This window comes from Altererythrobacter epoxidivorans, assembly GCF_001281485.1.
In the GTDB taxonomy this organism is placed as follows: Bacteria; Pseudomonadota; Alphaproteobacteria; order Sphingomonadales; family Sphingomonadaceae; genus Erythrobacter; species Erythrobacter epoxidivorans.
Window position 1 is genome coordinate 142952 of sequence record NZ_CP012669.1, and the last position, 23778, is coordinate 166729.

Annotated in this window: 27 protein-coding genes and 1 pseudogene; 14 read left to right on the forward strand and 14 right to left on the reverse strand. The window is 61.2% G+C overall.

Features of this window, described 5'->3' with window-relative positions; genetic code table 11:
* Positions 1-133 precede the first annotated feature (133 nt).
* On the forward strand, positions 134-709 hold the full coding sequence (locus AMC99_RS00700) for an NnrU family protein (protein WP_232301557.1): 576 nt from the start codon (positions 134-136) through the stop codon (positions 707-709).
* On the opposite strand, the gene mobA is transcribed toward AMC99_RS00700, so the two are convergent.
* Genes mobA through AMC99_RS13785 form a run of 5 tightly spaced genes read right to left on the reverse strand, consistent with a single transcriptional unit; the run spans position 690 to position 4563 of the window.
* Complete coding sequence (gene mobA, locus AMC99_RS00705) at positions 690-1292, reverse strand: molybdenum cofactor guanylyltransferase (RefSeq protein WP_083440020.1); 603 nt, start codon at positions 1290-1292, stop codon at positions 690-692. The genes AMC99_RS00700 and mobA overlap by 20 nt on opposite strands.
* Positions 1289-1882 carry a pyridoxamine 5'-phosphate oxidase gene (gene pdxH, locus AMC99_RS00710; RefSeq protein WP_198143550.1) on the reverse strand — a complete coding sequence of 198 codons (594 nt, stop codon included), beginning with the start codon at positions 1880-1882 and terminating at the stop codon, positions 1289-1291. Before pdxH ends, mobA begins: the two co-directional genes overlap by 4 nt.
* Positions 1879-3141, reverse strand: a complete 1263-nt coding sequence (locus AMC99_RS00715) for an acyl-CoA dehydrogenase family protein (protein WP_061927496.1) — start codon at positions 3139-3141, stop codon at positions 1879-1881. The genes pdxH and AMC99_RS00715 overlap by 4 nt, the downstream gene beginning before the upstream one ends.
* A 4-nt stretch (positions 3142-3145) precedes the next feature.
* Positions 3146-4237, reverse strand: a complete 1092-nt coding sequence (locus AMC99_RS00720) for a ferritin-like domain-containing protein (protein ID WP_061921481.1) — start codon at positions 4235-4237, stop codon at positions 3146-3148.
* A gap of 41 nt (positions 4238-4278) precedes the next feature.
* On the reverse strand, positions 4279-4563 hold the full coding sequence (locus AMC99_RS13785) for a 2Fe-2S iron-sulfur cluster-binding protein (protein ID WP_198143551.1): 285 nt from the start codon (positions 4561-4563) through the stop codon (positions 4279-4281).
* A 429-nt stretch (positions 4564-4992) separates the two neighbouring features.
* Between AMC99_RS13785 and AMC99_RS14060 the strand changes: the two genes are divergently transcribed.
* Complete coding sequence (locus AMC99_RS14060; protein ID WP_198143552.1) at positions 4993-5340, forward strand: helix-turn-helix domain-containing protein; 348 nt, start codon at positions 4993-4995, stop codon at positions 5338-5340.
* Between the two features lie 4 nt (positions 5341-5344).
* Here AMC99_RS14060 and AMC99_RS14310 read toward each other — a convergent pair whose 3' ends face one another.
* Positions 5345-5524: an NYN domain-containing protein gene (locus AMC99_RS14310; RefSeq protein ID WP_420805564.1), complete on the reverse strand. Its 180-nt coding sequence runs from the start codon at positions 5522-5524 to the stop codon at positions 5345-5347.
* A gap of 141 nt (positions 5525-5665) precedes the next feature.
* On the opposite strand from AMC99_RS14310, the pseudogene AMC99_RS13795 reads away from it, so the two are divergent.
* Positions 5666-5869: pseudogene (locus tag AMC99_RS13795) on the forward strand (arsenical-resistance protein); the annotation flags it as partial.
* Here the strand turns inward: AMC99_RS13795 and AMC99_RS00740 are convergent.
* The 3 genes from AMC99_RS00740 to AMC99_RS00750 form a co-directional block, all read right to left on the reverse strand.
* Positions 5862-7097 carry an APC family permease gene (locus tag AMC99_RS00740; RefSeq protein WP_061921491.1) on the reverse strand — a complete coding sequence of 412 codons (1236 nt, stop codon included), beginning with the start codon at positions 7095-7097 and terminating at the stop codon, positions 5862-5864. The pseudogene AMC99_RS13795 and the gene AMC99_RS00740 sit on opposite strands and share 8 nt — an antisense overlap.
* Before the next feature lies 1 nt (position 7098).
* The gene (locus tag AMC99_RS00745; RefSeq protein WP_061921494.1) at positions 7099-7434 is read right to left on the reverse strand and encodes a DMT family protein; all 336 of its coding nucleotides are present in this window, start codon (positions 7432-7434) and stop codon (positions 7099-7101) included.
* A gap of 374 nt (positions 7435-7808) precedes the next feature.
* Positions 7809-8702, reverse strand: a complete 894-nt coding sequence (locus tag AMC99_RS00750) for a LysR family transcriptional regulator (RefSeq protein ID WP_061921498.1) — start codon at positions 8700-8702, stop codon at positions 7809-7811.
* 92 nt (positions 8703-8794) lie between these two features.
* Between AMC99_RS00750 and AMC99_RS00755 the strand changes: the two genes are divergently transcribed.
* Positions 8795-10294, forward strand: coding sequence for a CoA-acylating methylmalonate-semialdehyde dehydrogenase (locus AMC99_RS00755; protein WP_061921503.1), 1500 nt, complete (start codon positions 8795-8797; stop codon positions 10292-10294).
* A gap of 87 nt (positions 10295-10381) precedes the next feature.
* Positions 10382-11257 carry a 3-hydroxyisobutyrate dehydrogenase gene (gene mmsB / locus AMC99_RS00760; protein ID WP_061921507.1) on the forward strand — a complete coding sequence of 292 codons (876 nt, stop codon included), beginning with the start codon at positions 10382-10384 and terminating at the stop codon, positions 11255-11257.
* A 76-nt stretch (positions 11258-11333) separates the two neighbouring features.
* Here mmsB and AMC99_RS00765 read toward each other — a convergent pair whose 3' ends face one another.
* Together AMC99_RS00765 and AMC99_RS00770 are read right to left on the reverse strand one after the other, a co-directional pair.
* Entirely contained in the window at positions 11334-12488 is a 1155-nt protein-coding gene (locus tag AMC99_RS00765; protein ID WP_061921509.1) for an acyl-CoA dehydrogenase family protein, read from the reverse strand.
* Positions 12485-13291, reverse strand: coding sequence for an acyl-CoA dehydrogenase family protein (locus AMC99_RS00770; protein WP_061921512.1), 807 nt, complete (start codon positions 13289-13291; stop codon positions 12485-12487). The genes AMC99_RS00765 and AMC99_RS00770 overlap by 4 nt, the downstream gene beginning before the upstream one ends.
* Positions 13292-13396: 105 nt before the next feature.
* Here AMC99_RS00770 and AMC99_RS00775 point away from each other — a divergent pair, with 105 nt between their 5' ends.
* The 6 genes from AMC99_RS00775 (at position 13397) to AMC99_RS00800 (ending at position 19942) form a co-directional block, all read left to right on the forward strand.
* Positions 13397-13864 carry an NAD(P)H-dependent oxidoreductase subunit E gene (locus tag AMC99_RS00775; RefSeq protein WP_061921515.1) on the forward strand — a complete coding sequence of 156 codons (468 nt, stop codon included), beginning with the start codon at positions 13397-13399 and terminating at the stop codon, positions 13862-13864.
* Positions 13861-15387, forward strand: coding sequence for an NADH-ubiquinone oxidoreductase-F iron-sulfur binding region domain-containing protein (locus AMC99_RS00780; RefSeq protein WP_061921519.1), 1527 nt, complete (start codon positions 13861-13863; stop codon positions 15385-15387). Before AMC99_RS00775 ends, AMC99_RS00780 begins: the two co-directional genes overlap by 4 nt.
* A 3-nt stretch (positions 15388-15390) precedes the next feature.
* Complete coding sequence (fdhD, locus tag AMC99_RS00785) at positions 15391-16221, forward strand: formate dehydrogenase accessory sulfurtransferase FdhD (RefSeq protein ID WP_061921522.1); 831 nt, start codon at positions 15391-15393, stop codon at positions 16219-16221.
* Complete coding sequence (gene fdhF / locus AMC99_RS00790) at positions 16211-19063, forward strand: formate dehydrogenase subunit alpha (RefSeq protein WP_061921525.1); 2853 nt, start codon at positions 16211-16213, stop codon at positions 19061-19063. Before fdhD ends, fdhF begins: the two co-directional genes overlap by 11 nt.
* On the forward strand, positions 19060-19293 hold the full coding sequence (locus tag AMC99_RS14065; RefSeq protein WP_061921528.1) for a formate dehydrogenase subunit delta: 234 nt from the start codon (positions 19060-19062) through the stop codon (positions 19291-19293). The genes fdhF and AMC99_RS14065 overlap by 4 nt, the downstream gene beginning before the upstream one ends.
* 79 nt (positions 19294-19372) lie before the next feature.
* Positions 19373-19942 (forward strand): NADPH-dependent FMN reductase, encoded by a 570-nt coding sequence (locus AMC99_RS00800; RefSeq protein ID WP_061921530.1) that lies wholly within the window; start codon positions 19373-19375, stop codon positions 19940-19942.
* Between the two features lie 4 nt (positions 19943-19946).
* Here AMC99_RS00800 and AMC99_RS00805 read toward each other — a convergent pair whose 3' ends face one another.
* From AMC99_RS00805 to AMC99_RS00815, 3 genes are read right to left on the reverse strand one after another with little or no spacing between them, the layout of a single operon-like run.
* On the reverse strand, positions 19947-20531 hold the full coding sequence (locus AMC99_RS00805; RefSeq protein WP_061921533.1) for a hypothetical protein: 585 nt from the start codon (positions 20529-20531) through the stop codon (positions 19947-19949).
* Positions 20528-21856: an O-antigen ligase family protein gene (locus AMC99_RS00810; RefSeq protein ID WP_061921537.1), complete on the reverse strand. Its 1329-nt coding sequence runs from the start codon at positions 21854-21856 to the stop codon at positions 20528-20530. The genes AMC99_RS00805 and AMC99_RS00810 overlap by 4 nt, the downstream gene beginning before the upstream one ends.
* Before the next feature lie 29 nt (positions 21857-21885).
* Entirely contained in the window at positions 21886-22176 is a 291-nt protein-coding gene (locus AMC99_RS00815) for a hypothetical protein (protein ID WP_157058215.1), read from the reverse strand.
* Between the two features lie 175 nt (positions 22177-22351).
* Here AMC99_RS00815 and AMC99_RS00820 point away from each other — a divergent pair, with 175 nt between their 5' ends.
* The 3 genes from AMC99_RS00820 (at position 22352) to AMC99_RS00825 (ending at position 23767) form a co-directional block, all read left to right on the forward strand.
* Positions 22352-23194, forward strand: coding sequence for a hypothetical protein (locus tag AMC99_RS00820; RefSeq protein WP_157058216.1), 843 nt, complete (start codon positions 22352-22354; stop codon positions 23192-23194).
* A gap of 130 nt (positions 23195-23324) precedes the next feature.
* A complete protein-coding gene (locus AMC99_RS13915) occupies positions 23325-23480 on the forward strand; it encodes a hypothetical protein (protein ID WP_157058217.1) in 156 nt (51 codons plus the stop codon).
* A 17-nt stretch (positions 23481-23497) separates the two neighbouring features.
* Complete coding sequence (locus AMC99_RS00825) at positions 23498-23767, forward strand: PqqD family protein (RefSeq protein WP_083440024.1); 270 nt, start codon at positions 23498-23500, stop codon at positions 23765-23767.
* Positions 23768-23778 lie beyond the last annotated feature (11 nt).

A 23778-nucleotide genomic window follows, 5' to 3' on the forward strand; every position in this document is an offset into this window, starting at 1 on the left:
CACTGCGCAATCCGCCATCTTTGAAAGCGACCTGAACAATGGACTGGATTGAGTTTTCTTTGTCGCTGATTGTATTTTCCTCTCGCACGGCACACTTATACGCCCGCCGATCAAGCCGTGGTTAGTCAAACTGATTGGGACAGGAGGGTTCACCTTTGCCTATTCGGTGCTCTCAATCGGGGTTTTGACGTGGTTGATCTCGGCTGCGGGACGTGCGCCCTTCGTTTCGCTTTGGTATTGGCAGCCTTGGCATAATCACGTTGTTTCGACGATCATGCTGGTCGTGTGTCTGATCCTTGCGCTGGCCATCGGGCGCCCCAGTCCCTTTTCCTTAGGCGGATCGGAAAATGTTGCATTCGATCCGGATCGACCTGGCATTGTCGGTGTGATGCGGCATCCCTTGCTTGCCGCGATCGCATTTTGGGCGCTGGCCCATGTCTTTGCGAACGGCGACCTTGCACACCTGATCATGTTTGGCACCTTTGCCGCTTTTGCGATGACTGGTGGTAGTATTATCGACCGTCGCAAGAAACGGCTGATGGGAGCGGAGCGGGAAGAACTTCGGCACAGGGTGAAGCAAAGTGGGCTCTCCAAAGCTCTGTTGTCGTTGATGCGCGAGCCAATCCGGTTGCTTGCCGGGGCTGCCGGATACGTTGCGCTGATCGTCGCCCATCCCCACTTGTTTGGGGTCAATCCGATCGCGGGCTAAGCTGGCTTTCCGCCTTGGCGAGGGCAGCGGGGTCATTGATATTGGCGAAGAGATCGGGATCGCATCCATCACCCCAATCGACGCGGGTGACACCAACCGCATCTGCAAAGCGCCAGAGCGACTGGCCTCCGCCGCCAATGTAATTCGCCAAGGCTGAGCGATTCACGCGCCAAAGCGCAGCCATGGGATGATCGCGGCCATGGCTAACCGGCAAGGCGCAGCCGTTTGCCCCGATCCCTAGTTGTAGCATCGACGGCAGATTTGATGGAAGGAACGGCTGGTCGCACCCAATCAGCATGACCATTTCGCGACCTTGCTGCGCAGCAAAGCGAAATGCGCTGTCGAGCGCGCTGATGGGGCCGATCCCTCCAATTCTGTCGATCAGGAGCGGAACCGTGGGCTGCTCAAAGACCTGTTCCTTGCTCCGCACCGAAATCGCGACCTCGTCAGAATGGGCCATCGCCCATGCCAGTGAATGATTGAGCAGGGATCTCCCCGCAAGCTCTCGTTCCGGCTTGTTACCGCCCATGCGGTCTCCGTCGCCTCCGGCGGCGACCACAATGGCAGGTCTCGTTTCGCTCACGGATAGAGCAGGTAGCGCCGCCAATCGCCGCTGTCTGCCTTTTCGAAAACGATCCGGTCGTGGAGCCGGTGTTCCGCGTTGGTCCAGAACTCCATCCGATCCGGGACAATCCTAAATCCGGACCAGAATGGCGGGCGATTGACCTCACCCACGGCGAATGAGGCGGTATACCGGGTCACTCGGGCCAGCAGTTTTGCCCGGCTCTCAAGTCTGGCCGACTGTTTCGATGCCCAAGCGCCGATCCTGCTGGTGACAGGACGGGAGGAAAAATAGGCATCTGCCTCTTCATCACCGACCGGCTCGGCCAATCCTTCGACACGGACCTGTTTGCCAAGCGGCTGCCAGTAAAAGCACAGCGCCGCGCGCGGATTGCCGGTCAGATCTTTCGCCTTTCGGCTGCCCAGATTGGTGTAGATCGCGAAACCTTGTGCGTCATAGCCCTTGAGCAGAACCATGCGGCTCGATGGCCAGCCAGCCCTTGTTGCTGTCGCCAGATTGACCGCGCTTGCATCCGCGATTTCAGGGTGCATGGATGCTTCGGAATACCAAGAGGCGAACAGTTCGAGAGGGTCTATGCCCGAGCTGGTCATTGGGCGGACCTGCTCCTCCATTCAGCCATCCGATTGCCGAATTTTCCGAACTCCATGCGCGCGATGGTGCGCAGATGGACTTCATCGGGGCCATCGGCAATCCGCAGGGCGCGCATTCCGGCATAGACTTCGGCGAGGCCAAAATCATCGGACAATCCGCCTGCGCCATGGGCCTGCATCGCGTAATCGAGCACCCTTAGCGCAGTGCGCGGCGCGGCGACTTTGATCATAGCGATCTCTTGCCGTGCGGTCTTATTGCCAGCCTTGTCCATCATGTCCGCTGCTTTCAGGCACAACAGGCGGGTCATCTCTATGTCCAACCGGGCCTCGCCCAACCGCTGTTCCCAGACCGACTGATCTGCCAGCCGCCTGCCGAAGGCGACCCGTGACATCAGTCGCTCAGCCATCTTCTCGATTGCGCGTTCCGCCGCGCCAATGGCGCGCATGCAATGGTGAATCCGGCCCGGACCCAGCCGCCCTTGCGCAATTTCAAAGCCGCGCCCTTCTCCCAGGATCAGGTTCGATGCAGGCACCCGCACATCGCGCAGCACAATCTCGGCATGGCCATGCGGCGCCCCATCATAGCCGAACACCGGCAGCATTCTGACGATCTCCACGCCGGGGGTCGCAAGCGGAACCAAAATTTGCGACTGCTGCTGATGCGCGGCAGCGTCAGTATCGGTCTTGCCCATTAGGATCGCGATCTTGCACCGCGGATCGCCCGCGCCCGAAGACCACCATTTGCGCCCGTTGATCACATATTCATCGCCGTCCCGGCGGATTGAGGTTTGGATATTGGTCGCATCAGATGACGCGACATCGGGTTCAGTCATCAGGAAGGCAGAACGAATCTCGCCATCCATCAGCGGCCTGAGCCACTGGGCCTTCTGCTCGTCAGTCCCATAGCGGTGAAGCACCTCCATGTTACCCGTATCCGGCGCAGAGCAGTTGAACGCTTCGGATGCAAAGCCGACCCGGCCCATCTCCTCCGCGCACAGGGCATATTCGAGATTGGTCAGCCCGGCTCCACGGTAATCGCCTGTGTCGTGCTCCGATGGGGGCAGGAATAGGTTCCACAAGCCTTCGGAATAGGCTCGCGCTTTCAACTCTTCGATGATCGCAGGGATTTGCCACCGGTCGTTGCAGGTTTGGCGTATATGCTCACCATAAGAGTCCTCAGCAGGATACACATAGTCCCGCATGAAGGCGCTTACGCGGTCGCGCCATTCCAGCTGCCTTTCGGAAAGTGTGAAATCCATGTCTTTACGCTGCGACCGGATGGCCGCCTTCCATCGCATGAAGGATGCGCGGATCTTCCCACACAGGAATGCCCGCTTCTTCATAACGGGAACGCACCCGTGGGGTCAGCAAGCCGACCCTGGCAATAGCTGGCAGCATCAGATGCTCCAGCGAGTGGATCTGTCCGGGCGGCAATTGCCGGGTAATGCCAAGCTGTTCGGCCTCGCGCAGTCCGGCGAAGAAATCGTCCGCGTCGATCTCGCAATTCTCCAGAACCAGCATGAATCCGGGATCGACCCGGCTGGCGATGGTTCCGGCGGTCCCGGCAAAGGCAAGGATGCGCACCGCTTCGAATGCGAAGTCAGCAAGGTCTTCCACTTCGTCTTCCGGCAGTCCGGCAATCACCGGAGCAAGATAGGCATGGCCAAAGGAAACATGGCGGGCTTCATCGCGCATGACGTTGAAGGTCAGTTGCTTGAGCAGTTCGCACTGCGTTGAGCGATACATGTTGTTGAACGCGCCGAGTGCTAGCCCTTCGACGATCATGTTCATCCCGATCATGATCTTCTCGTAACGATCGGCTTTTAGAGTGGCATCGATCAACTGTTTGAGCCAGCCAGACATCGGGTAAACCATCGCCACCTTGTCGCAATATCTGGCGAAGACTTCGACATGGCGGGCCTCGTCCATTGTCTGCGTGGCGGCATAAAGCTTGGCAGTGGCATCGGGAACCGAATGGGTGATGCAAGCCGCAGTCATCAGTGCACCCTGCTCACCATGCAGAAACTGCGACAGCATCTGCGCTGTCGAATGCGCAGTGAAGCGTTCCTGCTGCGACTTTGACAACTTCTTGAAGAACGGCATCCGGTGATAGATGTCCTGCTCGTCATTCATCATCGGGCGCGAGGGGTCGACAGTCAGATCCCAAGGCAGACGTTCGTCGCTGTTCCACTGGTCCTGTTTCGCGCGGCGATACAGATCCTCGATCTTGTCGCCCGACATCAGGTAATCGAAAGTCCAGGCGATCTCTAGCGGGCTGCGATAGATGTCATCGGGGGTCTTGTCCCCGAGCCAGCCTGGCATTTCCCGCATGTTATTGTCCCGCACGGTGTCCATCACACTCTCCCATATGGATCGTCCCACTAGGTGGCGATCGCTCAATACTGGCGGGCGGGAAGGCGCACGCGGATCCCGTCCATTTGTTCGGTTATCGGTATTTGACAGGCCAGCCTGCTGCGCTCGGTCACATCGTACGCGAAATCGAGCGTCGCACGTTCAAGCTCATGCATATCTGGCAGAATGGCAGCATCGCTCTCATCGACATAACAGTGGCAAGTTCCACAGGCGCAAAAGCCACCGCAGTCGCCCTCAATACCGGGGACATCATTCATGGCGGCAGCCTCCATCAGGCTGATGCCGACGCTGGCTGCAACTTCGTGCACCGTGCCATTGTCCGCAACGTATGAAACTAGAACCATATCCGAAATCGCTCCGACTCTTACTGACATCCGTGTAAGCAATCGGAGACGCCGTCACATTGACCTGCGTCAAAGCGCGCCATGCCAAAGGCAGGGTAGGCAAGGATGCGACAGACAGGGTTCATGAGAGGTGCCATGCCGAACTTCGGCTCTTGTAACATATTTCTACGCGCTACCTTCGGCATTGATCCCGGGGCAGAAATCGGTCGGCAACTCGGCGCGCTCGCAACGCCATTGCACGTAAGACGCGGGCAGGACATCGAGATTGATCCTGCTGAGGCTGCCCTTGTATTCCTGTCGAGTGGCGCGACCAAACTGGGTGCGTTGGCGTCGCGCGGGCGCCACCAGATAGTGGCATTTCATTTCGGCGGTGACATTTTTACCATACCGGCGGTGAATACGGATCGATACACTTTGACCGGTCTCTGCGAAAGCACTCTCACAACCTTTCCGGCTCGCGAATTCTACGACCGCGCAGGGGGCAATCCCTCGATCATGCGCGCTTTGCTGGAGCGTTCGCAGACGGCTCTCTTCCGATACCGCGATAAGGCGGTCAATTTGGGGCAGAAATCCGCAGGCGAGCGCGTGGCCGGCTTTCTTCTTGCGATGTGGGAACGGCTCGAACCAGCGGGCGGAAACAGCGCCACGATCGACCTACCGATGTCGCGGGCGGATATCGGAGAGAGTCTGGGGCTCAAGATCGAAACCGTCAGCCGCCAGTTCGGTAGTGGGTCAGTTTGAAATCTTACGATAGCACAAAGTCGGCGTGCGCCTTTAGCTCGCGCCGCGCGCTCGCGTGGCCGAGGGCGCAAAGCATAACCTTCACTCCCTCGCGTCGCACAAATTTGAAAGCTGGGACAAAATCACTGTCGCCGGTAACCACAACAACCGCGCGAACCAAGTCGCGCAAAGCCAGCCGGGCCATATCAAGGTCGATTCTTATGTGGACGCCTTTTTGGTTGATGTCCAAAAGGAAGTCTCCATCCGCAAGCGCGCGCGGCTCTGCTTTGATTTGCTGAACAGAACGGGGCTTGAGCTTCCACTTTTGTGGAGTGCGACGTGTTTCGCCCAAGCGGTCGCCGCGCCCTGCGCCCTTATTGGCACGTCCAACTTCTTCGAACTCGCCGTGGCGGTAGCCATCGGTTTGTTCGGCCTAGGTAGTGGCGCGGCACTGGCGACGGTCGTAGGCGTGCTCGTTGAAGTGCCGGTGATGCTCTCGCTGGTCGCCATTGCGAACCGAACGCGAGGCAGCTTCGAGCATGTTAGCTAGTCAGCCGCAGCTGGATCACTTTCCGAACGCCAAAGGCAGCCCCGAGAGCAAGCGAGGCCCACAACCAGAACAGCGGCGGCACAAAAGCTGCCAGCCCGAGGCAACCGGCAAGCCCTATCCACGCGATCCAGCGCGGAAACAGCCGCTCCTCGCCTTGCAGCCGCAGGGCTGCCGCGTTGGTAATCGCGTAATAGACCAGCACTGTCACTGCGCTGAAGGTCCAGGCAACGCGCACATCGCCCAGTAGGCAAAGCCCCCCGACCACCACTGCCATGCCGATGATGGCGGCAACAGGCTCTCCGCCGCGCAGCTTGCCAAACAGCGCTGGCGCATCACCGCGCCGTCCCATAGCCAGCAGGACGCGCGACAGCCCTAGGATGAGGTTGAGAAGGACGCCCACCATAGCCAGCATCGCGGCAGCCGCGATGGTTATGGCGAGCCATCCCGGCCCGAATGCGCGTGAAGCGGCTTCCAGCGGCGTGGCAGCGTCTGTAAGCGATCCTGCGTGCAGGGTGAGGACGTGGCCGACACCCAGATAGAGCACGGTGGTAACGGCAATGGTTGCCAGGATGGCAGGCGGGATGGTGCGCCTTGGATCGCGGACTTCTTCGGCCATGGTGGCGACACGCCCGTAACCGGTGAAGGCCACGAACAGCAGCGCGCAGGCATGGAAAAAATCCGGCGGCGATGATTGGTTGAGTTCTGAAGAGTCTGCTGTCTGGCTCGCGCTACCCAGCGCCACGAACACACCTAGCGCGGCGACGACCAGCAGAACGATGACGGCATTTAACCAGTTCGCGCGGCGGAGGCCAGCCTGGATCATGACCGTCAGCGCGGCGACCAGCGTCAGCGCAACCGGCACCAGCGGAAGATCGGTTTCGATCAGTGCGTCGAGGTAAGCAGCAAAGGCGAGGGCCGCCGTTGCCGCAGACGCAGACTTCGCCAGCAGGAACATCGTTCCTGCGGTGAACCCTGCTGCCGGGGACAGGAATACGTAGCCATATTCATAAGTCCCTCCCGCCTTGGCATGACTTGCTGCGAGCTGCGCGCTCGAAAGGGCGTTGCAGCCTGCCACCACAGCAGCGAGAAGAATTGCGGGAAGCACCCCCCATCCGACCATGTCCTCAGCAAGTCCGATGCTGACGAACACGCCCGATCCCAGCATCGAGCCGAGCCCGAGCAGGACAGCTCCGACAAGCCCGGTTTCCCGCTTGAGGGTCGCGGCCATCTCAGCGCCCCACGAACAAGAAGCCGACCGCCGCCATGATGCAGCCGAAGGCGGCAAAATGCCGCCAGGACAGGGCTTCGCCAAGCACGAGCACCATGAATCCGCCGAAGATGGTCAACGCGATGGCTTCCTGCATGATCTTGAGTTGTCCTGCTGTGAAGCCCGAAGCATAGCCTATGCGGTTGGCCGGGACCGCGAAGCAATATTCGACGAAGGCGATGGCCCAGCTGATCATGATGACCGTGAACAGTGGCTTCGACATGCCGCCCTTGAGGTGCCAATACCAGGCCACAGTCATGAAAATGTTAGACACGATCAGCAGTATGATGGTTGGCATCGAAGAACTCCGCGCCATTTGAAGTAGGGCTTGTCAGCCTCTTCCGCCGCTTGGACGCGATCGACAAGTTCTTAGTTGTCCTCCCCTCATCGAAATTGGGGCGCGAGCGGACTGGCCGATTGTGGGAAATGCGATCGTGCTCGAGAATGACCGGAAATGGGGTGCAAAGAAGATATTTATCTACCTTGTCGTCGGAGCCGATGATACAATTTCGAGTCTGAAAAAGGCATCGAACCAATGTATTAGACGGTTTTTGAGGGCCTTTTGAGGGCTTTTTGCCGAAGGCCAAATTCATAACTATCAGATAATATGCGGAAAAATAGCTTGAATGTGATGCCTCTTCTGGGCACCATTTTCGAGTACATGTCCGCTTACTACAGACTTGGCAGCAAGACTCGGCGATCTTGCTCTACCTGGCGGGTCAGCCAGTTGCTCAGATAGCGCACCTTTTCCAATCTGTGCGTGTCCTTGTGGGTGACGATCCAGAAACTTCGCGTGAGACGAAACGATGGCAGCACGCGATTCAAGCGTGCCTCCCTGTCACCCATGAAACACGGAAGCACGCCGATCCCCGCACCGCCTGAGATGAGCTGTAACTGCGCGTTGATGCTCGACGAAGTCACTGTTGCCCGGAGGTTCGAATACACCTCGTTCAAATAGTCTAGTTCGGGCGCATAAAGCAGGTCCGAAATATAGCTTACGAGCCGATGGCCGGTGGCGAGGTCCGACCTTTTCTGTGGCTGGCCGGTCTCCTGAAGATAGTCAGGAGATGCATAGAGGCCGAGTGAATAGTCAGAAAGTTTGCGCGCGATCAGCGGCCCGGCCTTTGGCCTAGAGAGCATGACGGCAATATCTGCCTCTCGCTTGGAAGGGCTGAGGAAGCCGCTGCTGGCAACCAGTTCCACCGTCAGTTCGGGATGTTCCTCGACCAGGGCAGGGAGCCTAGGCGCAAGAAACCAGCTGCCGAAGCCCTCCGAAACGCTGAGTCGGACCTGACCACCCAGGCCCGGCTGCCCCAGGCCCGAGTGACCGAAGGATGATGCCTCTTCTGCCATCCGCTCGACCCGGGCGAGCAATTCCTCTCCATGCTGGGTCAGGACCTGCCCTTCGCGAGTCTGTTCGACCAGGCGTTGGCCGATGGCCCCCTCGAGCCGTCTCAGCCGGCGGCTGACTGTCGTTCCGTCGATACGCAGCATGCGCGCGGCGTTCGATATCTGCCCCGCTTTTGCCACAGCGAGAAAAATGCGGAGATCGTCCCAATTTTCCATCTGCAATTTTGCAGCCCCGGGCTGCAAACCTTCTACTTGTCTGCGGCAATGTAGGCTGACATCCTGTAGCCATACAATAGCGGAGAGTTTTCATGCGGCAGATCGACCATTTCATTTCCGGCGGTTCGGGAGATACCTCTGGTGCGCGCAAGCATCAGGTCTGGAACCCTTCGACGGGTGAGGTTCAGGCGGAGGTGGTCCTCGGCGATGCAGCATTGCTCGATCGTGCAGTCGCTGAAGCGAAGAAGGTCCAGCCTGAATGGGCGGCCACTAATCCGCAAAAACGCGCGCGCGTTATGTTCGAATTCAAGCGGCTGGTCGAAGCGAACAAGCAGGAACTGGCCGAACTTCTCTCGAGCGAGCACGGCAAGGTAGTCGAAGACGCGCATGGCGACGTTCAGCGCGGCCTGGAAGTGATCGAATTCGCCTGTGGCATCCCGCAGGCATTGAAGGGTGAATACACCCAAGGAGCAGGCCCGGGCATCGACGTCTATTCGATGCGCCAGCCGCTCGGTATCGGTGCCGGCATCACGCCGTTCAACTTCCCCGCAATGATCCCGATGTGGATGTTCGGCATGGCGATTGCGGCGGGTAACGCCTTCATCCTCAAGCCCAGCGAGCGCGATCCCAGCGTGCCGGCCCGCCTGGCCGAACTGATGCTCGAAGCCGGCGCGCCCGAAGGTTTGCTGCAGGTCGTCCACGGCGACAAAGAAATGGTCGATGCCATCCTCGACCACCCCGATATCCCTGCAATCAGCTTCGTCGGCTCGTCCGACATCGCGCATTACATCTACTCGCGCGGCTCGGCGAATGCGAAGCGCGTGCAGGCTTTCGGCGGCGCGAAGAATCACGGCGTCGTCATGCCCGATGCCGATCTCGACCAGGTAGTGAACGACCTTGCAGGCGCGGCCTTCGGCTCGGCAGGCGAACGCTGCATGGCTCTGCCGGTTGTCGTGCCGGTGGGCGAGGACACGGCCGAGAAATTGAAGGCGAAGCTGATCCCCGCGATCAATGCGTTGCGCGTCGGGGTCTCGAATGATCCGGACGCACATTACGGCCCGGTTGTCACGCCCGAGCACAAGGCGCGGGTCGAAAGCTGGATCGACACGGCCGAAAAGGAAGGCGCAGAAGTCGTGATCGACGGCCGCGGCTTCACTTTGCAGGGCCATGAAGACGGCTTCTTCGTCGGCCCGACGCTGCTCGACCGGGTCACGCCCGACATGACGAGCTATCAGGAGGAAATCTTCGGTCCGGTCCTGCAGATCGTGCGCGCCAAGGATTTCGAGGAAGCTTTGAGGCTTCCATCCGAGCATCAGTATGGCAATGGCGTCGCCATCTTCACCCGAAATGGCCATGCAGCGCGCGAATTCGCGAGCCGGGTCAACGTCGGCATGGTCGGCATCAACGTGCCGATCCCGGTTCCCGTCAGCTATCACAGCTTCGGCGGGTGGAAGCGCTCGGGCTTCGGCGACATCGACCAGTACGGCATGGAAGGCCTGAAGTTCTGGACCAAGGCCAAGAAGGTCACCCAGCGCTGGCCCGATGGCGGCGGCGACGGATCGAACGCCTTCGTCATCCCGACGATGGGATAATTCCGGTGACCGGGCGACGAAGGTTGCCCGGTCGCGGATCATCGAGGCGAAGCAACGCCCGAGCTGAAAGAAAAACGGAGAGTACGCATGAAAATCGCTTTCATCGGCCTTGGCAACATGGGCGGCGGGATGGCCGCAAACCTCGTGAAGGCAGGGCACGCAGTGAATGCCTTCGATCTGTCCGAAGAGGCTCTGGCGAGTGCCAACGCGCATGGCTGCACGACATTCACCGACGCGCGCGAGGCGGTGCAGGGCGTTGATGCAGTCGTGACGATGTTGCCCAACGGCGGCATTGTGAAGTCGGTCTATACCGAAAGCGTGATCGGTCACGCTCCGGCTGGCGCAGTTCTGCTCGACTGTTCGACGATCGATGTAGCTACCGCAAAGGACGTGATCGCTACGGCAGAGGCAGCCGGTTATGACATGGTCGATGCCCCTGTTTCGGGCGGCATTGCTGCAGCAAATGGCGGCACGCTCACCTTCATGGTTGGCGGCACTGAACAGGCTTTCAAGAGGGCAGAAGAGGTGCTGAACCCCATGGGCAAGGCGGTGATCCATGCCGGAGATGCCGGGGCCGGGCAGACCGCGAAAATCTGCAACAACATGCTGCTCGCCATTTCGATGATCGGCACCGCCGAGGCGATGGCCATGGCTGAAAAGCTCGGCCTCGATCCGCAGAAGTTTTATGAGATTTCGAGCCAGTCGTCCGGTTACTGCTGGTCGCTCAATGCCTACACGCCGATGCCGGGCGTCGGGGTCGAAAGCCCGGCCGATAATGACTACCAGGGCGGCTTCGCGACCGCGCTGATGCTGAAGGACCTGCGGCTCGCGATGGACGCAGCCGATACTGCGGACGCTGCCGTTCCGATGGGTGCGCGTGCAGCGGCGCTGTACGAGGATTTCAATGGCGCAGGCAACGGTGCGCTCGATTTCTCCGCCATCATCAAGATGCTGCGGGGCTGAGTTTGCTGACCAGTTTCGCTCTGGCTGAATAGCCTCTTCCGGCGCCTGCAGCGCGCAGCCGCCGACCGTCCGGTGTTTATCTCAGGCCCAGCTGGCGGGCGATGATTCCGCGCAGGATCTCGCGCGTTCCGCCACGCAGCGAGAACGACGGAGCAGCCATCATCGTATAGGCAAGCACCGCTGCCAGGTCGTCTTCGCTTTCCATGTCGGGCTGAACATCGACGAGGCTTCGCGCGATATCCGGCAGGTCTTGTTCGAAAGTCGCGCCTAGGTCCTTGACGATTGCGGCATGAACAGAAGGGTTCTCACCTGCTTCGAGCAGCGCAGCGACGCCGCGGGACATCGCCCGCAAGGTAACGAGGTGCGAAAACAGCCGGCCGATCGCGAGCCTGGCGGCGTCGCTGTCGCTGCCCCGCAGGACCCGCACAAGCTCGGTCATGAGCTGCATCGAGGAGAGGAACCGCTCCGGGCCGGAGCGTTCGTAGGCGAGTTCGCTCATCACCTGCGACCAGCCCTGGCCTTCCTCGCCAAGTATGGCATCGCCAGGCAGGATCGCGTCTTCGAAATGCACTTCGTTGAAGTGATGCTTGCCCATCAGGTCGAGGATCGGCTTCACCGTGATCCCGGGCGTTGACTTCATGTCGACGAGCAGCTGGCTGGTCCCGCGCTGCCGGTCTTCCGTGGTGCCGGAAGTGCGGCAGAACAGGATCATGTAATCGGCTTCGTGACCATAGGTGGTCCAGAGCTTGGTCCCGTTGACCTTCCACGATCCATCGGACTGGCGTTCGGCGCGAGTGCGGGTTGCCGCGAGGTCGGAGCCGGAATCAGGCTCGCTCATCCCGATGCAGAAGGTGCATTCGCCAGCGGCAATACGCGGCAGGATTGCCCGCTTCTGCTCTTCGGTTCCGTAATGCAGGAGGCTCGGCCCACTCTGCCTGTCGGCAATCCAGTGCGCAGCCACAGGAGCGCCCGCGGCCAGCGTTTCTTCCATGACGACATAGCGTTCGAAGGCGCTGCGTTCGTGGCCGCCATATTCCTTGGGCCAGGTCATTCCGAGCCATCCCTGCTGGCCCAGCTTGCGGCTGAATTCGCGGTCGAACCCATTCCAGCTTTCGGCCCGCTGTAGCGAAGTCTTGCCGGCCAGTTCACGGGCAAGAAACGCGCGGACCTCGCTCCGCAATTCGCGGGCACGATCGCTTTCGGCGAGGACGGGATATTCGAGCATCGTCATGCCGCGGTGACCATGTTCCAGAGGTCGTCAGCGCCCGGGGCGAGTACCTGCTCGCCGACCTTGCGCGTCCAATAGGCCTGCGTGCCGAAATCGTCGCGCCACTTCCACAGCGCGCGGGTATAGACCTGGAGCTTGTGCTCCTGCGCAAAACCGATCGCACCGTGCAGCTGGTGCGCGATACTGCTCCCCTTCGACGCTGCTTCGCCGATCCGGGTGCGGGCAACTGCGACCGCGATATTGCAGGTGCAGTCGGTGCGATCGAAACATGCAACCGCGTGATCGGACGCCGCGCGCGATGCCGCAACTTCGCCTGCCAAAACTGCGAGCAAGTGCTGCACGGCCTGGAAATTGGAGAGCGGGCGACCGAACTGCTGCCGTTCCTGAACGTGGCGCACCGTCATGCCGAGAATGGTTTCTAGAGCGCCTGTCATCTGCACGGCCCTTGCGAGGGCTGCGACGGCAAGCTGGTCGTCGCTGAGGTCGCCCAGTCGCTCGGTCATCTGACCGTCCGGTTCCTTGCCCGCTTCTGCGGCAAAGCGATGGGCGAGCATCGTCTGGACAAGCGGCAGGGGCACGATTTCGCTTCCGCAGATGCGCACGAGCTCGAATGCATCGGCCTGTTGCAGGCCAAACCCGCCCATATCGTCAGGCACCATGGCAAAGGGCAGGCCCATCTCCTCGACCCGCCGCCACGCGCCTGCCTTGTCCTCGACCGAAAGGACATGTCCCGGCGAAAATTCCTCCGCAAGATCGCTAAGGAGGCGCCGGGTTGAATCGAACAGGATGGAGGAAAGATCGTCCATTAGAGGCAGCTTGTATATGGACTATGCCAATCGGCCAAGCCCGCTGCGAAGCAAGTGCGCTCTCCCCTTGCTTGCAACCCACATGGCATAGTGTAGGTCAGCCCGATGGGCGATGGCACGACCGATATTGATGGCTCTCTTGCAGAGGGTGCAATTGCAGACCGGATAGAGCGGATTTGCGTCGCACACGAAGGGTCAGAAGGACCGCTGCTTCCCATTCTTCACGAAGTACAGGCGACATTCGGCTGCATCGATACGGCTGCCGAAACCATCATCGCGAGATGCCTCAATCTCAGCCGCGCCGAAGTGCACGGCGTGGTCAGTTTCTACCATGATTTCCAGGCCGAGCCCGACCCGCGCCCCGTCGTCCAGATATGTCGCGCAGAAGCCTGCAAGGCGCGTGGAGTTGAAAAGCTGGTTGCCGGCGCGCGCACTGCAGCCGGCGACCGCGTCAGGATCGAGGACGTCTATTGCCTCGGTCTTTGCAGCGTCGGTCCGAATGCCCGGATAGGCGACCAGATGCATGCGCGCCTCGACGCGGAAGCGCTGGCGAGGTTGATCGACCGGGCATGACAAGGATCCGTATCTCCGATGACAGCCTGGCAAAGGCGTGCAGCGCCGACGCCGTAGCCGCCGCTTTCGAGAGTGCCGGGGCAACAGTCGAACGCGTGTCCAGCTGGGGGATGCACTGGCTCGAGCCATTGGTCGAAATCGAAGGCGAAGGGTTTGGTCCTGTCGCGGTAGAGGACGTCGCTGCAATCCTTGCCGGATCGAGCGACAAATCCATCGGCAAGGTCGCGGATCACCCGTTCATCACCCGGCAGCAGCGATTGACCTTCGCACGGGCGGGCAAGACGCGGCCCCTCAGCCTTGACGATTACGAGGCTTCCGGCGGTTGGGCAGGACTTCGCCGCGCACGCTCCATGCAAGCGGCTGACGTCGTCGAAGAGGTGATCGCTTCCGGTCTTCGTGGCCGCGGCGGTGCCGGGTTTCCGGCGGGGATCAAGTGGCGCACGGTCGCCGAGGCAGTGGGATCGTGGAAATACATCGTCTGCAACGCGGATGAGGGCGACAGCGGGACTTTTGCTGATCGCATGCTGATGGAAGGCGATCCATTCGCCCTGATCGAAGGGATGGCGATCGCAGGATATGCAACGGGTGCTACGAAGGGCTTCATCTACCTGCGCAGCGAATACCCCGATGCAATCGCCAAGTTGCGCGCGGCTATCGAGCTGTCGGCGGGCGTGGTTGCACCGTTCGAGATCGAAGTGCGTGTGGGCGCGGGCGCCTATGTCTGCGGCGAGGAAACCTCTTTGCTCAACAGTCTTGAGGGCAAGCGCGGTGAGGTGCGGGCAAAACCCCCACTGCCCGCGATCGAAGGGCTGTTCGGCTGCCCGACGGTGGTCAACAACGTTCTCACCCTGGCGGCCGTGCCTCATATTCTGAAGGACGGAGGCGCAGCAGAATATGCAGGTTTCGGCCTCGGCCGCTCGCGCGGAACCATGCCGATCCAGCTTGCCGGGAATATCAGGCACGGCGGGTTGTTCGAGACCGCTTTCGGCATCACGCTGGGCGAACTGGTCAATGAGATCGGCGGCGGAACCGCTTCGGGCAGGCCGGTAAAGGCAGTGCAGGTCGGTGGCCCGCTCGGCGCCTACATCCATCCCGACAAATTCGACCTGCCGTTCGATTACGAGGCCTATGCGGCTGCCGATGGCCTGATCGGGCACGGCGGCATCGTCGTGTTCGACGATACGGCGGACATGGGCGCAATGGCGCGCTTCGCGTTCGAGTTCTGTGCCGCGGAAAGCTGCGGCAAGTGCACGCCCTGCAGGCTTGGCGCGGTGCGCGGCGCCGAAACCATCGACCGGATCCTCGCCGGCGGGCGTGAGCCAGACCGGATCGAACTTGCGCCGCAGATGCACAATGCGCAGACCGCCCCGCGCAGCCGCGACGAGCAGGTGCAACTGCTCGAGGATCTGTGCGAGGTCATGCGCGACGGATCGCTTTGTGCCCTCGGCGGCTTCACGCCCTTTCCGGTGCTCAGCGCAATGCGCAACTGGCCCGAAGATTTCGGCCTCGAAGGCGATTGTTGAGCGATGGCGGTGCGTGAGTTCCCTGCATTGGAAGTCGCCCTTGCAGGGGGCGAGGATGCGTCGATCTCTCGCGCGGTTGCGGTCGAGCAGCCGGTCGCTTTCGAGATCAACGGGCTCGCCTATGCGGTGATGATGGCCAGTCCCTGCGATCTCGAGGATTTTGCGGTCGGTTTCGCCATGTCCGAAGCGCTCGCGACGTCGCCTGAAGACATCGGGCAACTTGACGTGGCGGAGGTCGAAGGCGGTCGTATCGTTCGCCTGTCCATACCGTCGCTGGGCGACGAACTGGCGGAGCGCATCAGGTTGCGCCTGACAGAGGGAAGCTGCGGGCTGTGCGGCATCCGCTCCATCGAAGAGGTGTTGCGACCGCTCGACGCACTCGCCCCTGCGAAACCCCTTACCAGAACGGCACTCAAAAGGGCCCTGGCGCGACTGAGGGAACATCAGCCCATGGGCACGGCAACCGGCGCGATGCATGTCGCAGCGGCGTGTTCGCGCGATGGCGAGATCCTGCTGGCGAGGGAGGATGTCGGGCGTCACAATGCGCTCGACAAGCTGGTCGGTGCGATGGCGCGGCAAGGCTTGTCGGCAGACGACGGTTTCTTTCTCCTGTCGGCGCGGTGCAGTTACGAACTGGTCGAGAAGACCGTCAGGGCAGGATGCGCCACGCTGGTCACGGTATCCGCCCCGACATCGCTCGCTATCGAACGAGCGCAGGAATCCGGCCTGCAGCTCTATGCTCTCGCCCGTGAAGACAGTGCACTGCTCCTGCATTTGCCGGGCAATGATGCTAGGATCGGGGATGCGTCGAAGGGAACTGAGCATGGGCTATGAGAAGCAGCCTGATTTCGGGACGCCGCCTGGTATAGGTGCCGCATCGGTCACTTTGACGATCGACGGGCGCGAAGTGACAGTTCCCGAAGGCACCAGCGTCATGCGTGCAGCGCGCGAAGCCGGCGGGGACATTCCCAGCCTGTGTGCGACGGACAGCATCAAGAGCTTCGGATCATGCCGCATGTGCCTGGTCGAGATCGAGGGGCGTAAGGGCACGCCCGCTAGCTGCACCACGCCAGTCGAAGCCGGAATGGTCGTGCAGACCCAGACGCAGCGGCTCGCCAAATTGCGGCGCGGCGTGATGGAACTCTACATCTCCGACCACCCTCTCGATTGCCTGACCTGCAGCGCCAATAACGATTGCGAACTGCAGGACACCGCCGCCGAAGTCGGCTTGCGCGATGTGCGCTATGGCTATGAAGGCGCCAACCACCTCGGCACGAAACCCGACCTCTCCAACCCCTATTTCCTGTTTGCGCCCGACAAGTGCATCGTCTGTTCGCGCTGCGTGCGCGCCTGCGACGAGGTGCAGGGCACCTTCGCGCTGACTGTCGACGGGCGCGGGTTTGCTTCGGCAATCAGTGCCGGGACGAAAGCGGACGATTTCCTGTCGAGCGAGTGCGTCAGTTGCGGCGCCTGCGTCCAGGCCTGCCCGACCAGCGCGCTGATGGAAAAATCGGTCAAGCAGATGGGCAAGCCCGAGCGCAGCGTGGTGACGACCTGCGCCTATTGCGGGGTCGGCTGCACCTTCCGCGCCGAGATGAAGGGCGAGCAACTGGTGCGCATGGTGCCGTGGAAGGACGGCAAGGCCAATCGCGGACATTCCTGCGTGAAAGGCAGGTTCGCATGGGGCTATGCCAACCATCAGGACCGCATCACCCGCCCGATGATCCGCGACAGCATCGAGGATGCCTGGCGGGAAGTAAACTGGGAAGAAGCGATCGGCTTTGCTGCAGAAAGGCTGCAGGCGATCAGGGATCGGCACGGCCCGCGTGCATTGGGCGGGATCACCTCCAGCCGCTGCACCAACGAGGAAACTTTCCTCGTCCAGAAAATGATCCGTGCGGTCTTCGGCACCAACAATGTCGATACCTGCGCGCGGGTCTGCCATTCGCCGACCGGTTACGGCCTGAAAACGACTTTCGGGACGAGCGCAGGCACGCAGGATTTCGACAGCGTCGAACACAGCGACGTCATACTGGTGATCGGAGCCAACCCGACCGACGGGCACCCGGTCTTCGCTAGCCGGATGAAGCGGCGTCTTCGCAAGGGCGCAAAGCTGATCGTGATCGACCCGCGCCGGATCGACCTCGTACGCAGTCCGCACATAGAGGCGGCGCATCACCTGCCCCTGCAGCCGGGTACGAACGTCGCCGTTCTCACAGCGATGGCGCATGTGATCGTGACCGAGGGGCTTGCCGACGAGGAATTCATCCGGGCGCGCTGCGACTGGGACGAGTACCAGGATTGGGCGCGCTTCGTGGCCGACGAACGCCATTCGCCAGAGGCATTGGAAGCGGTGACGCGGGTGCCGGCTGACGATCTTCGCGGGGCCGCCAGGCTCTTTGCCACCGGAGGGAATGCCGCGATCTATTATGGCCTTGGCGTCACCGAACACAGCCAGGGCTCATCGACCGTGATGGCGATCGCGAACCTCGCAATGGCGACCGGCAACATCGGGCGGCCGGGCGTGGGTGTGAACCCGCTGCGCGGCCAGAACAACGTGCAGGGTAGCTGCGACATGGGCAGCTTTCCGCACGAGCTGCCCGGCTACAGGCACATTTCGGACAGCGCGGTGCGCCAGCAATTCGAAGGCGACTGGGGCGTTACGCTCGATCCCGAGCCGGGCCTTCGCATTCCCAACATGCTCGACGCTGCCGTCGATGGCGTGTTCAAGGCGATCTATATTCAGGGCGAGGACATTCTGCAGTCCGACCCCAACACACGGCATGTCGCTGCAGGGCTCGAGGCGATGGAATGCGTCATCGTGCATGACCTCTTCCTCAATGAAACCGCGGCCTATGCCCATGTCTTCCTGCCCGGTTCGACCTTCCTCGAAAAGAACGGCACCTTCACCAATGCCGAACGCCGCATCCAGCCGGTGCGCAAGGTGATGGAACCTGCCAACGGATATGAGGACTGGCAGGTCACGCAGTTGCTGGCCAACGCCATGGGTGCCGGTTGGAGCTATGACCATCCCAGCGAGATACTGGACGAGATTGCGCGTCTGACCCCCAGTTTCGCCGGGGTGTCGTGGGACATGCTCGAGCGTGTCGGCTCGGTTCAATGGCCGGTGAACGATGCCTTCCCTGATGGCTCTCCCGTCATGCACGCCGATGGCTTCGTTCGCGGGAAGGGACGGTTCGTGGTGACGGACTACGTCCCGACCGATGAAAAGACGGGGCCACGTTTCCCATTGTTGCTGACGACGGGCCGCATCCTAAGCCAGTACAATGTCGGGGCGCAGACCCGCCGGACTGCAAACACGGTCTGGCACGAGGAAGATCTCTTGGAAATGCACCCGGTCGATGCCGAAAATCGCGGACTGAAGGACGGCGATTTTGCCCGGCTCGCAAGCCGGACGGGCGAGACGACATTGCGAGTGACGGTCACGGATCGTGTGGCCCCGGGCGTGGTCTATACGACCTTCCACCATCCCGCGACGCAGGCCAATGTCGTGACGACCGACTATTCGGACTGGGCCACGAATTGTCCCGAATACAAGGTGACAGCGGTGCAGGTCACGGCGTCGAACGGGCCGAGCGAATGGCAGCAGGATTACGCGCAGGAAATGCAGCATCACCGCCGGATCGAGGATGCGGGCAAGGAACCGGCCGAATGAGCGCTGACGGCAGCGGCACACGCGAATCCGTTGTCCGGATGGCAAACCAGATCGCTTGCAACCTTGAGGTTCACGGGCAGGATGTCGCAATTGCCGAAACACGCGATCACATCGAACAGTTCTGGGATCCGCGGATGAAGCAAATTGCGATCGCGCTGCTGGATGAGCCCGATTGCGGGTTATCGCCGCCCGCTCGCGCTGCTATCCGCTCATTGTCGATACGGGAGTAGCACGCTCCCCAATTCTCGTTTGCGGTTTCCCCACGCAACACCGATAGGCTACGGCCGTTGCCAGAAAGGAATACCTCGAATGATCCGCATCGTTGCCCTGGGCGGGACCGTCAACGACAAGAGCATGACCGAAAAGGCGCTGCGCTATGCCGCGCGCCAGGCTGAAAAGGCCGGTGCGGTGGTCGACGTGTTCGGGGGGGAATACCTCACCACCCTGCCGCACTACGGCGGCCCGGGGCACCAGGACGGTGCCGGTACGGAGATGATAGAGGCCGTCCGCAAGGCAGACGGCATCCTGATCGCTGCCCCCGGTTATCATGGTACGGTTTCGGGCGTGGTGAAGAACGCGCTCGACTTCCTCGAAGATCTTTCGGGCGATACGAGGCCCTATCTCCATGCGCGAGCGGTCGGGCTGATCGCGACGGCTGCCGGCGAACAGGCGTCGATGGGCACGCTCACGACCCTGCGCGCGATCATCCACGCGCTGCGCGGCTGGCCGACACCGATGGGTGCTACGATCAAGGCCATGCCCGACCTGTTCGACGATGCCGGAAACTGCACCGATCCGCGCACCAGTGCGCAGCTTGAAATGGTGGGCGAACAGGTGGTGATGGGCGCACGCAGCCTGAAACTCGGCAGCGAGGCCTGACGCCTTACTCTGCCAGGCGGCCTAGCGTCTCTGGATCGAGCATGGACGGTGCTGCTGCACGGAAATTGCGCTCCCAGCGTGGATCTTCAGCGAGAATCCCGGCGAAAGTTTCGGCACTTTGGGGCGAGGCCAGCACCAGTGGTGTGACTTCGCGCAGCCATTCCCGGTCGGCCTGAATGGCCCAGAGCGCTGCCAGGCGCCGTGCTGCGCCCGGCTCGTCGCCCGCGGCAAGTGCCATGCGCAAGACGATGAGCTGGGTGGGGGCGTCGCGCCAGCTGCGATGGGCGGCGCGCTGGATGTCGACCAGAGACGCTTCGGTATTGCCCGCCAGGGCTTCCAATCGCGCGAGCAAGATCAGATGTTCGCCAGGTATCGGTCGCGCGCGTATCAACTCGGCAACTTCCCGGCGGGCAGGATCGGAAGCGCGAGATAGGAGTGATCGGCGGACTTTTTCTTCGCTCGCAAATCCGGTGAAGATCGAGGGTACGAGGGTGGCAATGTGCGGTTTGCGCCGTGCCTCGCGATCGACCTGCGCCACGACCGCGATGCAAGCGACCAGCGCCCAGAAAGTGAGCCACGCGAGCCTCACGTCATTTCGCCTTTTATCGTGGGCCTGCCGAACCGCAGCAACAGGCTGATGGCAAATGCGGCGACCGCCATCATCGCCTCGGTGCGGAGAGGATAGTCGAGGACAGATTGCAGCGCGATTGCTGAAAGGACTGTCGATCCTGTCCAGGCAGTCCATCGCTCATCCGACACGCGCGCGCGCCAGCTCAGCCAGATGACCAGCAGGATCCATGCCGCAGCCAGCAACAGTCCGGCAACGCCAGCTTCGATAGCGAGTTCGAGGAAGTCGTTATGTGCCCTCCCGGCCCGTTTGAACCCCATGTGTTCGAGCGATTCATCGACCTGGAACACTTCATCGAAAGTGCCCATTCCGGCGCCCGCCGGGGCAAAGCGCTCGGCACTGGCAAGGCTATCGGTCCAGATGTCGCTGCGCGCATCGTCCGTTTCCGCGAAACGGGAGGCGATTGTGTCGAGCCGCGTGCCCTGTGCACCCGATGCGGAAAGGAAAGCGATTGTCGCAAGGCCGGCAAGAGCGATGCCTGCCATGCCAGCGACGATAGCCCGTTTTTCCTTTTGGCCGCCCAGTTCCCGCAGCAGGGCAAGACCAATCGGAATGGCTGCCAGAAGGATCGCACTGCGCGACTGGGTCAGGACGATACCCAGCAACAACAGGACGGCGAGCGTGACCGTCCCCAAAGGCGTCAGTCGCTTCCTCACATATGGCACCAGGCACACGACGCTGAGGCAGGCGACGAGGAAAAGTCCTGTCGTATTGCGGTTGGCGAATGTGCCGAAGAGCACGCCGGGCATCCGGTTTTCTGGATAGAAGGGCCCCAGGCCGCCCAGCACCTGCATTGCGCCAAGTATGAAACTGGCAAGGCCCAGCGCGGCGAGGATCAGGCATGCCTTGAGCAAGGTGTCACGGTCAGCCGAATATCCGACGACGATTATGGCTAACGGCACGAGCAGTCCGAACAACGAGACCAGCGTTCGATGGGGCGCGACCGATAACGCGTGCCATCCCTCTACCCTGGCTGCCGCATAAGCCTCGATCGCGAGCTCGCGCCCCGGAAGTGCCTGCCAGATTGCCGGTGGCAGGGGCAGCAATTGTACCAGCGGCAATGCGAGGCTTGCGGCTACCAGCAACCGGATAGGCTGCGGCGCTCTTGCCCAGAACTCGCGCTGCGCGTCCGTATTGAAGGCAAGCACCACGATAGCGACAAGCTGCACCGCGAGATTGGCAAACCCGTAGGCGACGCCTCCCCCTCCGGCGAGTACGGCAATGACGATCAGCCCGGCAAGCTGCCAGTCCTGCCACCTGTCATGCCTTGAACGAACCGAACTCATCACTGGCGCGGCCTTGCGCGCAGGGCGGGTCAATTGGCTCCGTTGGACTGGTAGCCCCCGCCGTTTTTGGAAGAACCGCCGCCCAGCGCCAGTCCGATCAGCGCGAAGAAGCTGATTCCGCCGACCACCTGCCAGATGGGAATACCGCCGAGCACAGCTGCGTCTTCACCCGCAGGCGCACGCTGCAATCCCGATTGGAGGATCACTTGGGGGGCATAGAATATCGGCGCATCGCCAGCGCGCGTGCCGGCCACGGCGGCAGAAGATCCTGCTGCGAGCGCCAGTGCGGCCATGATGGCTATCGGTCGTTTCGAACGCATTTCCAACGCTTCCTTGCCGCCGGTTTCAACCCGAAGTCCTGCGATTCTATAGACATGATGTCCTGCCAGCAAGTTACTCATGCGCTCGGCAAGCCATGACAGTTTGCATGCGCGCCGGGACACCCTAAGGCGAGCGGATGATGTTCCGGCCAAATCCAGCAGTGAAATGACGACGGTGGCTGAGATTCCTGCTGCGGTGAGCGAAGCGCAGCGCCTGCTTGCAGTAGCCATGACGCCTCGGATGGGGCCAGTAGCACCAGGCATCGAAAACGCGCTCTACCAGGACGACTTTTGCGCGCTTGGGGCCGACAGCTTCCTGTTTCGCACACCGGCTGGCGCGCGCCTGCTTTATGTCAGAGGCCAGCCCGTCACGATCGATCCCGGCGATGCAGACCAAGGCGAGATAGATCTGTACCTTTGGGGGACCGTCTATGGCGCGGTCGCATGGCTCAACGGTCTCGTTGCGCTTCATGCAGGAGCGGTCGAAGTGGAAGGTCGAGCGGTCGCGTTCACAGGAGCGAGCGGCGCAGGCAAGTCCACGCTGGTCGCAGCACTCTCGTCGCGCGGTCACGGGGTCCTCTGTGACGATACGCTCATCCTGTGCGAGGCCGAGGGCGACATCTGGGCATTGCCCGATCCCAAACCTCTCAAACTGACCGCGGAGAGCGCGCGCATTGCGGGACTGGCGGTTGGAGAGCGGATCGGACTGGTGCCGAACAAAACGCTGGTACGGGCGGGCGAACGGGCCGAGCGCCCGTTGCCGATGAGCACGCTTTACGAGTTGAAGGCTGGCTCAGACACGCGGATTTCAAAAGTCTCCGGTGCCGCCAAGGTCGAGCTTCTCGCAAAATCTCTCTATCGCGATCAGTTTCATGAGAGCCGGACCACCGAAGCGGCGCATGCGCAGCTGATGCTGGGTCTGGCAACAGCAATTACGATGAAGAGGTTCGAGCGCAATTTTGACCTGTCGCAATTCGACGAGCAGCTGCAAGTTCTGCTCACCGATTTTATCAGATAAGATAACAGCTTAACCCAAACCTTTCGCTCCGATGAACGGTTCGGGACTATTTGGCGAATGTCGTTTGTTTTGCTAATAGGGATAGCAATCGCAACGGATTGAACCTGAGCGTTCACTGCGGGTGGAGCAAATGTCAGACGATCGACCGAACAATATTCGAAAGAACTGGACGACGCCCAGGCTGGAAAGGCTGCGAGCCGATCTCGGTTCGATTGCGGGCAATCGTCACCCTCCCGGGGACAACGGCATCACCAATGGCAAGAGCTCTACCCCGCCGACGAGTTGAGAGTTCCGGATCAGTCGATGTCGCAAGAGTTGCGCAAATCACCACAGAATTTCCTCAGCGCAACATTGGATGGCGAGGTCGTTCTGGTGCATGGTTCGACCGGTGTTTTCTATTCGCTCAAGGATACAGGGCTCGCCATCTGGAGAGAGCTCGACCGGACAGGCGATCTCGACGAGGTCGCCGATGCGCTTTGCCGCGAATTCACGATCGACCGAGACACATGCGAACGTGAAGTCGGCGCCTTTGCCGATCAGCTTGTTCGCGAAGGCTTCGCGACTTTCCACTGACAGGCGCGCGC